The organism is Mycobacterium simulans, from assembly GCF_900232995.1.
Classification (GTDB): domain Bacteria; phylum Actinomycetota; class Actinomycetes; order Mycobacteriales; family Mycobacteriaceae; genus Mycobacterium; species Mycobacterium simulans.
Genome location: NZ_OCVX01000093.1, coordinates 1 through 1,348 on the forward strand (window position 1 = coordinate 1; position 1,348 = coordinate 1,348).

General features: G+C 67.7%; 1 protein-coding gene. It reads right to left on the reverse strand.

What is annotated here, in order from left to right:
* On the reverse strand, positions 1–1,348 hold a 1,348-nt coding region (locus MSIMFI_RS27470), incomplete at both ends, for a beta-ketoacyl reductase (RefSeq protein ID WP_191500065.1).

Genomic DNA, 1,348 nt, shown 5'->3' on the forward strand with positions numbered 1-1,348 from the left:
GGGTGGTGGTCAGTGCGTCCAGGATCGGGGGCAGAGTGTTGGCGCGGGCCAGGCGGCTGAGTGCGGCGGTGTTGATCGACGCGGGGACCAGGTTGGGTTGGTGGTGGGTAATCGCGGTGTCGAATAGAGCCAGGCCGTGGTCATTGCTGATCGGGGTCAGGCTGGACCGGGTGACGCGGGCGCGGTCGACGGCGCCAAGCTGGGCGGTCATGCCTGAGGGGTTTTGCCAGTAGCCCCAGGCCAGGCTGGTGGCGCCGGGTCGGTGGTGGGCCAGGGCGTCCAGGAAGGCGTTGGCGGCGGCGTAATTGGCTTGGCCGGGGTTGCCCAGGGTGCCTGCGGCAGAAGAGAACAGCACGAAAGCGGCCAGGTCGCGGTCGGCGGTCAGTTGGTGCAGGTGCCAGGCGGCGTCGGCTTTAGCGGCCAGCACGGTGTGCAACTGAGAATCGGTGAGTTCGGTGACGACGGTATCGGCAAGGACTCCGGCGGCGTGGATGACCGCGGTCAGCCGGTGCTGGTCGGGAATGGCGTCCAACACAGTGGCCAGCTCAATGCGGTTGCTGGTGTCGCAGGCGGTGATGGTGACCTCAGCACCCAGCTGGGGTAACCGCTGCCGCAGCTCGGCGGCGCCGGGAGCATCCAGACCGCGGCGAGAGATCAGCAGCAGATGCTCCATGCCGTAGCGGGTAATGAGGTGTTCGGCGAAAAGCCCCCCCAGGATCCCGGTACCACCCGTGATCAGCACCGTGCCCCGGCGATCCCAATCGGCGGGGCTTCTCTGTGGGGTGCCGGTCGTCGGGCTGAGCCTGGGGGTGTGGGCGCTGCCGTGGCGTAGGGCCAGTTGAGGCTCTGTCAGGGTGCGGTTGAGCGTGGCCAGAATGTTGATCAGGCCGTTGGTGTCGTGGGTGGTGTCGATCAGGGTGATGCGGTTCGGGTGTTCGTTTTGGGTGGTATGGAGCAGCGCCCAGGTCGCGGCGTGGGCGAGGTCGGGCGCGCGGTCATCGGCACCGGTCGCCACAGCCTGGCGGGTCAGGACGGCCAGCTGGGTGTTGAGGGTGTCGGGTCGGGCCAGCCAGTGCTGGAGTTGGGTCAGGGTGTGTTGGGTGAGCGCGTGTAGCTGATGCAGGGGGTCGCCGGTGACGTTGGTGGGTAAGGCCCACAGGACCAGGTCGGTGTCGGCGAGGTCGGGGTGGGTCAGATCGGGATAGGTCGGCAGATGATGCAGGCCGTCCGGCAGGTGTTTGTAGTCGCCGACCAACGCCCAGGAGTCTGGGCACTCGGCTTGCGGGAAGGTGGGCAGGGCGGGCCAATCCAGCTGGAACAGGCTGCCGCGTGTGGAAATGGGTGTGGT